The following is a 6,730-nucleotide window of genomic DNA, read 5'->3' as shown; positions in this document are numbered from 1 at the left end:
AAAGGCTGATTCCTTGCTCCGCCTACACTTTAAGCCGCTAGGCTTTCCGTTTTCGCGGAAACGGGTCGCACGTTGAGTAGATATTCACGAACTTCGTAACCTTGTAGTTCGCCTTGTTGGTACTCAACGCCGGAGATATCAGGATTTTCTAGTTGTTGTAGGTCAAATCTGACAAGCTCTTGAACGATCAAACTGATTGGTGCAAGTCTGCGTAATTTGTTAACCCAAGTTAGGGTGGTTTCTACCCGGTGCTGCAAGGATGGTGCTAACCAACCTTTTTGGCGGGTACGGTTTAAAAACCTTGCTTGGCGGTAGCGAGTATGACGGTTTCGTCTTCCTCGACGCAGTGCGCGACGGGAATCAAGACTTGCTTTGATGGCTTGACCTCGATGAGTTAGTTCAGCGCCAAAAATTACTTTCTCACCTTCTAGTAAAGCGATGCCAGTAGTTTTAGAACCTGGATCTAACTTGAGACTAATTGATTCAATAGTTGCTGTTACCACCTTTTTGAGAATAATTGTGAAGGGGAACCTTCTAAAAACAGCCGCTTTACGGGCAGTTAACAACTTGTGAGCCATTGACGGCTTACAAGGTGTTAGTGGTCTTTTGTTTGTATCGAGTACGAAAATAAAGTTGGACATTGTTGCGTCCCTCCACTTGCGTGTAATGTTAGCTTCGCCAATGTTATAAAAGCTTTTTAAACCTGCAACACTGCCGAGCGTGACTTTAAGACTGTTTAATTGCAGATGACAGAGCAGGGAACTAGCTTCGCATTCGCCTGGTGTCGTGACTTGAATAACGTAGATTTCAAGAATCTTAGGCTGGTCAGCATAGCTTGCTCGATTTCTCTTGCAAGCTCAGTGGCTTTAGCCCTGAGTTACTGACCTAGTTATTAACCCGCTGAAAACTTTCGCCATACTTTAGTGTAAGGAAGAAGGAAGAAGGAAGAGGGAAGAGGGAAGAGGGAAGAGGGAAGAGGGAAGAGGGAAGAGGGAAGAGGGAAGAGAGAAGAAGGAAGAGGGAAGAGAGAAGAAGGAAGAGGGAAGAAGGAAGAAGGAAGAAGGAAGAAGGAAGAAGGAAGAAGGAAGAAGGAAGAAGGAGGATTTTTTCCATCTCAGACTCTCAGACTCTCCCACTCTCAGACTCTCAGACTCTCCCACTCTCCCCCTATACCGATCGCAATTAGTTAACAGAGACAGAATCACACTTGACTGTCCCCCGCCGTTCCATCTTTTTTCTGTCCGGGTTGAGAGCGTTTAATGGCATCGCAGGTTACAGTCGCCCTATTGGCTATCTGGAACACCTCGCAAGATTTGGTAAACGAATATATTTCCGGTCTAAAAACCAGCCCCAGCCAAGTGGCCTGCATATCTAACTGATAGCGGGACTCTCCTTGGACGATCGAAGTTTTGACATCCCAGCTCGCATCTTCTGGGACTATCCCAGTTGTTATTAAGGCTTGATTCCGCAGAAAAAATCGCTCGTTGTCAATATCTATTAACATTTGCTCTACTTGCGCCCACGGTTTTGTGCGGGCTTCATTTCGCAGGTATCCCTCCATTGCATTGAGGATGACAACTCCTCGGGAGCGGTTAATAGTTGGCCGTTGAAATGTCACCACATAATCGCTTTGCCTTAAATCCTGAGATAAAACGCTCGGATACTGTTGTATCCAACCTTGAATTAAAAAGTGAAAAGCAAACCAACAGGAAAACAGCAGGTGAACTAGAGTAATCATCAAAAACTGAGGGCGCACCAACGACCTGATACCTTCCCGTTTTGACTCGCTATTCCAAATCTCTATTGTAGCAAGAACTGCTACTGCTATAAGTGGGCCGGATATCCATGCTATTTCCTTCCTATCCGACGGCAATCTTATCAGTAACCACAAGCCAATTAAGATGCTTGTCACCCACGGACTCAGACTTACTCCTTTAATCACAAAAGGTTGCTGACTCGTCAGCAAACCCATTGAAAGTGTAAATAATAACCAGCTCATATCAAAAAGCAGAGTTCTCGTCCGCCAGTCAGTTACGGCGGCCACTGTCAGCAAAGCTAAAAAGATGCTGAGCAGTAAAGGAGTCTTCCAGTGGACAACTTTAGGCGGAATCATCGCCTTTTGGATTTTTTTATTGGTTTCCCAAAGGTTGTTCGTCAGCTTAGTGAGTTGCTGAGTAACATCAAAAAATTGCTTCATCATAAATTTCAATACACGCTTTGCAAAAACAACAAGGTTAAAATAACGAGATTGCTAACAGTGTGGGCGATTAAAATTCCCCCAAACTGGGTAGTTACTTGAAAAGTTTTTTTGGCAGGACGGCGGGTGAGGGTTGGCGGCCCTAAAAACTGAGGTTTGGAAGCTTTTTTATTGCCGACAACCATGTTCTCTATGAATTCTAATCCCTGCCATTTAGCTAGAAAAGTTACTGCTAATACTGAGAGGGCTATCATAGTTATGGGAGCGTAAACATTATCCGCTCTGCCTAATAAGATATAACCGATAAGCTGTTCCCGCAAATCTTTGCTAAGAACGCTTTCAATGCCGAACAAAACTAACCAGCCTACGAAAGTGCAAGATAGATTGAGGATGGCTGTATATTCAATGCTGGTTTTGGGGCCGAGTTTAAGTAGTTTTTGCAAAAACCACGATTCGATCGCGATCGCCAAAAACATAATTAAAATTTGCACCAAAACAGTCCGAAATGGGAAAACACTCGCAATCATAAGCCTTTAGGTATATCAGTCCGTGTTAAATTTTAATTGTACAGCACAAACGGAATAATCTTAACCGGAGGTTTGAGCACCAGATTGCCTTAGATCGCTGCTTAAAAAATTGGGGGTTAGGACTTATCGTATAATCTGTTGAGATCCGCCAACAGAATGGAAAAATTAAACATTCAAGGCGCGCGATCGAATACCCACCCCGATACAGACTCAAATAACTGCTGATTATGGTAAGGAATGGCATTGGTATTCGGACAGCCTCATCCCGGTCGGAACGCGCCGCGGGTCAGATTCACGTCTACGACGGCGCTGGTAAAGGCAAGTCTCAGGCAGCTTTGGGAGTAGTGTTGCGCTCGATCGGGCTGGGTATCAATTCTGACTCGCCCACGCGAGTCTTGTTGCTGCGCTTTCTCAAAGGCCCCGGCCGCTCCTACGACGAAGACGGGGCAATAGAAGCCTTGCAACGGGCATTTCCGCACTTGATCGACCAAGTGCGAACCGGCCGTGCCGAATATTTTGGGGCCGAAGCAATCACCCGCTTCGATCGCGCCGAAGCTCAGCGAGGCTGGGATATCGCCAAAGGAGCGATCGCAAGCTCGCTCTATTCCGTCGTGGTACTAGACGAACTAAACCCGGTATTGGACTTGGGTTTGCTGCCAGTTGACGAAGTAGTCCAAACCCTCAAAAACAAACCAGAATATTTAGAAGTCATCGCCACAGGGCGAGCGGCCCCCGAAGCTTTGCTGGAGATTGCCGACTTACACTCAGAAATGAAGCCCCACTATCGCCCCGCAGCGGCAGAGCATCATATTTCGGGGATCGAAATATACACGGGAGCCGGGAAAGGCAAGTCTACGAGCGCTTTGGGCAAAGCTTTGCAGGCAATAGGTAGGGGTATCAGTCAAGACCAATCTCACCGGGTGTTAATCGTGCAATGGCTCAAAGGCGGCACCGGTTATACAGAAGATGCGGCGATCGCAGCTTTGCGCCAAAGCTACCCGCAGCTAGTAGATCACCAGCGGTGCGGCCGAGATGCTATAGTTTGGCGGGGGCAACAGCAAGAGCTAGACTGCATAGAAGCAGAACGCGGCTGGGAAATCGCCAAATGTGCGATCGCCAGCGGCTGGTACAAAACGATTATTCTCGACGAACTCAATCCCACAGTAGACTTAGAACTGCTGCCGGTAGAGCCGATCGTCGAAGCCCTGCTACGCAAGCCGCGGGATACAGAAATTATTATCACCGGGCGCTGCCACAAACCCCACGCTTACTTTGACTTGGCAAGCGTACACTCCGAGGTATACTGTCACAAACACTACGGCGATCGGGGCGTAGAACTAAAGCGGGGCGTAGACTTTTAAAGCCCGGAGCGGTACTCGGTTCAATCCGGGTCAGAATTATTAAATGACGGCCCTGCCTGGAAAACCGGAAATTGCCACAAAGCCTTGTTACCAAGTAACAAATCTCCCAATTTCCCTTGTCTTCCCGATCACCCAGATCAGCCTTTTTTAATCTTTAATTTCCTCCCCCGGACGCGATCCCCGACCGCCAATCCAGAATGGAACATTAAGAATATGAGCCGCGTCTTGTAGAGCGTGAGCACCTGAGACAGTGCACCAGGATTATTAAAGGGTGAAGACTTTGAAAATAAAAGCTTACAAGCAAAAAATCCGCGAGGGAGAAAGTCTAGACAGGGTTAAGGCCAGTAGGCTAGACTTGCGGCTGGCAAACAGGTTAAACTACAGCGGAATCCAAACATTCGGTGTTCTAGGCAGTGTCTGTAGTCGCACCAGCGATGACCAACAAGTAGAGGAGTGAAGCTTTATGACAACGTTAAATGACGATTCTAATCAAGTAGATTTAAACCTTCCGGGACTGGGCCCGGATACAGTATTCGCCGCAGAGGGGACGGATTTCGTTAGAACTTCCACCCTGGGCGGCAGCTTAATATTTGGCCAAGCCGATAACGATACTCTGATTTCCGTCGGCCCGAACGATACCATATACGGCGGCGAGGACGAAGATTCAATCAGATCCCAGCGGACTCCGGCTTTGCTGTTTGGGGACACAGGCAATGACACCATAGTCGCTGAAGCCCGCGCTAGCCTGTACGGCGGTCTGGGAGAAGACTTGATCCAAGGTACTGTCGAAGCTAACCTCATTTTTGGTAATGAGGGGGCAGATACGTTGCTGGGAGGGGCGCAGAGAAGAGACTCCCTCTACGGCGGCAAGGGCAATGACGCGATCGGCTTCTTCATCGCAGGCGGTGGCAACAACCTCGGTCTTCCCCTAACCGGAGGCTTCGCTGGCAATGAAGGGAGCAACTTCTTGCGGGGTGATTTGGGCGACGACTCGGTTGTAGGTATCAATGTAAGAGACAGTCTCTTTGGCGGTAGAGGCAACGACACCCTACTAGGTGTGGCCAGCAACAGCTACCTCTCCGGCGATCTTGACAACGACACCTTATTCATTGCCAACAGTACCCAGACAAGCCCATTTGCTAGCGGCGTCATCACGATCGGCATTGAGAGAACCACCTTGATTGGCGGTGGCGGCAACGATTCTCTCGAAGGCGGTATCGGCGACTTTGGCGGCGGCAGAAACTTCTTTGAGGGCGGGGACGGCAACGACACAATCAGGGTTTTTGCTACGCAGGATACCGCGCTGGGAGGTGCAGGCGACGACTTCATCCAGTCATCCACGGTGCCGAATGTACTTTCGAGCGTAGGCGCACAGAGTTCATTTCCAGGCTTCGCGGGTCGCAACTCGCTCGACGGCGGAGTGGGCAACGACACGATCGTTGCAGCTTTTGTGACGGATACAATGATTGGCGGTGAAGGCAACGACAGCCTGAGCGGTATCTTTACTAATGCAGTCGGTGGAGATGGCAACGATACTATCGATGCTACCAAGGCCATTTTTGCTGGTACTGGTACTGCTTTGATTACTCTCGACGGCGGGCTGGGCAACGATCGGTTAATTGGCTACACCAATCCTACTACTGGCAGCAGCTTCACCGTCACCAACCTCATGAACGGTGGCGTGGGAAGTGACACCATCGTCTTTGGCACCCAGGGCGATCGCATAATTGGCAACATGGAGGGTAACGACTTCATCTCCTACGCTAGCGGCGTCACCTTTAGCGGCACAGTCGCCAACTTGATTACCGATACCTTAGGCAGCAACTTTATTACTGGTGGCAACGGCACTGATTCCATCACTACTGGTAACGGAGATGACATCCTGTTCGGCGACTCATCCAGTGCCGACTCCCTCGCCGGGGACGATACCTTAAATTCCGGCGCCGGAAACGACACCATGCTGAGCGGCTTTGGTAAGGACTATTTGATCGGAGGCGACGGTAACGACTCTCTCGGCGGCGGGCCTGGTGCTGACACGCTGATTGGCGGATCGGGTAATGACAGCTTCTACTACAACAACTTCGGCGAGGGCGCCGTGGGTACCGACACAGACCAAATCGGCGATTTTACGGTCGGCCAAGACAAGTTTATCTTCCAAATCAATGGCTCCAACGGCTTCCCCAACTTGAGGGTAGTGCCAAATACGAATCGACTTTCTTCGCAGGCGTTCTTGGCGCTTGAGAGTGGGGCGTACAACAGCAGTTTTGCTCCAGCCGGGGCGGGCGCGTCAGAGCCGTTCGTCTTTTATCAAAATGCAGACGGACGACTAGGATATGACCCTGACGGTATTTCTGGTTCTAACCCAGGCGTTACGCTGGCAGTTCTAAATGGCAGACCGGGCATTACGGCTGCTGACATTACCCTGATTTAATTTGGGTAAAAGAGGGTGGGGTGGATTCTGAAACATCGCCCTACCAACTCTCAAAACTAATTGTGCTATGTTTCGAGCTGGGGATATCCATCCCCGGCTTTTTTGTGGGCATTGGGAATTGGGCCGAAAAGTAGAATCTGTAGATACTGTCTTGACCTGTCAAGGGGTCGCGAGTAAATAATTGGGGTCGAAAGGCTTTTGGGACTTTAAAATC

At 49.4% G+C, this 6,730-nt stretch carries 4 protein-coding genes and 1 pseudogene; 2 read left to right on the top strand and 3 right to left on the bottom strand.

Annotated elements, in window-relative coordinates; all coding sequences use genetic code 11:
* Positions 1-74 precede the first annotated feature (74 nt).
* From iscB to fraC, 3 genes and pseudogenes are all read right to left on the bottom strand, one after another.
* Positions 75-641 (bottom strand): annotated as a pseudogene (gene iscB / locus QT992_RS32735) (RNA-guided endonuclease IscB); the annotation flags it as partial.
* A 560-nt stretch (positions 642-1,201) separates the two neighbouring features.
* Positions 1,202-2,200: a DUF5357 family protein gene (locus QT992_RS32730; RefSeq protein ID WP_333315163.1), complete on the bottom strand. Its 999-nt coding sequence runs from the start codon at positions 2,198-2,200 to the stop codon at positions 1,202-1,204.
* Positions 2,201-2,205: 5 nt separating this feature from the next.
* Entirely contained in the window at positions 2,206-2,724 is a 519-nt protein-coding gene (gene fraC / locus QT992_RS32725; protein ID WP_333342940.1) for a filament integrity protein FraC, read from the bottom strand.
* A 227-nt stretch (positions 2,725-2,951) separates the two neighbouring features.
* On the opposite strand from fraC, the gene QT992_RS32720 reads away from it, so the two are divergent.
* Positions 2,952-4,085: a cob(I)yrinic acid a,c-diamide adenosyltransferase gene (locus QT992_RS32720; protein WP_333342939.1), complete on the top strand. Its 1,134-nt coding sequence runs from the start codon at positions 2,952-2,954 to the stop codon at positions 4,083-4,085.
* Positions 4,086-4,548: 463 nt separating this feature from the next.
* Entirely contained in the window at positions 4,549-6,516 is a 1,968-nt protein-coding gene (locus tag QT992_RS32715) for a calcium-binding protein (RefSeq protein WP_333342938.1), read from the top strand.
* The last annotated feature ends 214 nt before the right edge of the window (positions 6,517-6,730 follow it).

It is taken from the genome of Microcoleus sp. T3_D1, assembly GCF_036700405.1.
Taxonomy (GTDB): Bacteria; Cyanobacteriota; Cyanobacteriia; order Cyanobacteriales; family Microcoleaceae; genus Microcoleus.
The sequence above is the reverse complement of the archived record's forward strand: the minus strand, read 5'-3'. Positions and strand labels throughout refer to the sequence as shown.

Coding starts and splice junctions, on each gene's coding strand:
- QT992_RS32730 (WP_333315163.1), bottom strand. CDS start 2,200: ATGATGAAGCAATTTTTTGATGTTACTCAGCAACTCACTAAGCTGACG.
- fraC (WP_333342940.1), bottom strand. CDS start 2,724: ATGATTGCGAGTGTTTTCCCATTTCGGACTGTTTTGGTGCAAATTTTA.
- QT992_RS32720 (WP_333342939.1), top strand. CDS start 2,952: ATGGTAAGGAATGGCATTGGTATTCGGACAGCCTCATCCCGGTCGGAA.
- QT992_RS32715 (WP_333342938.1), top strand. CDS start 4,549: ATGACAACGTTAAATGACGATTCTAATCAAGTAGATTTAAACCTTCCG.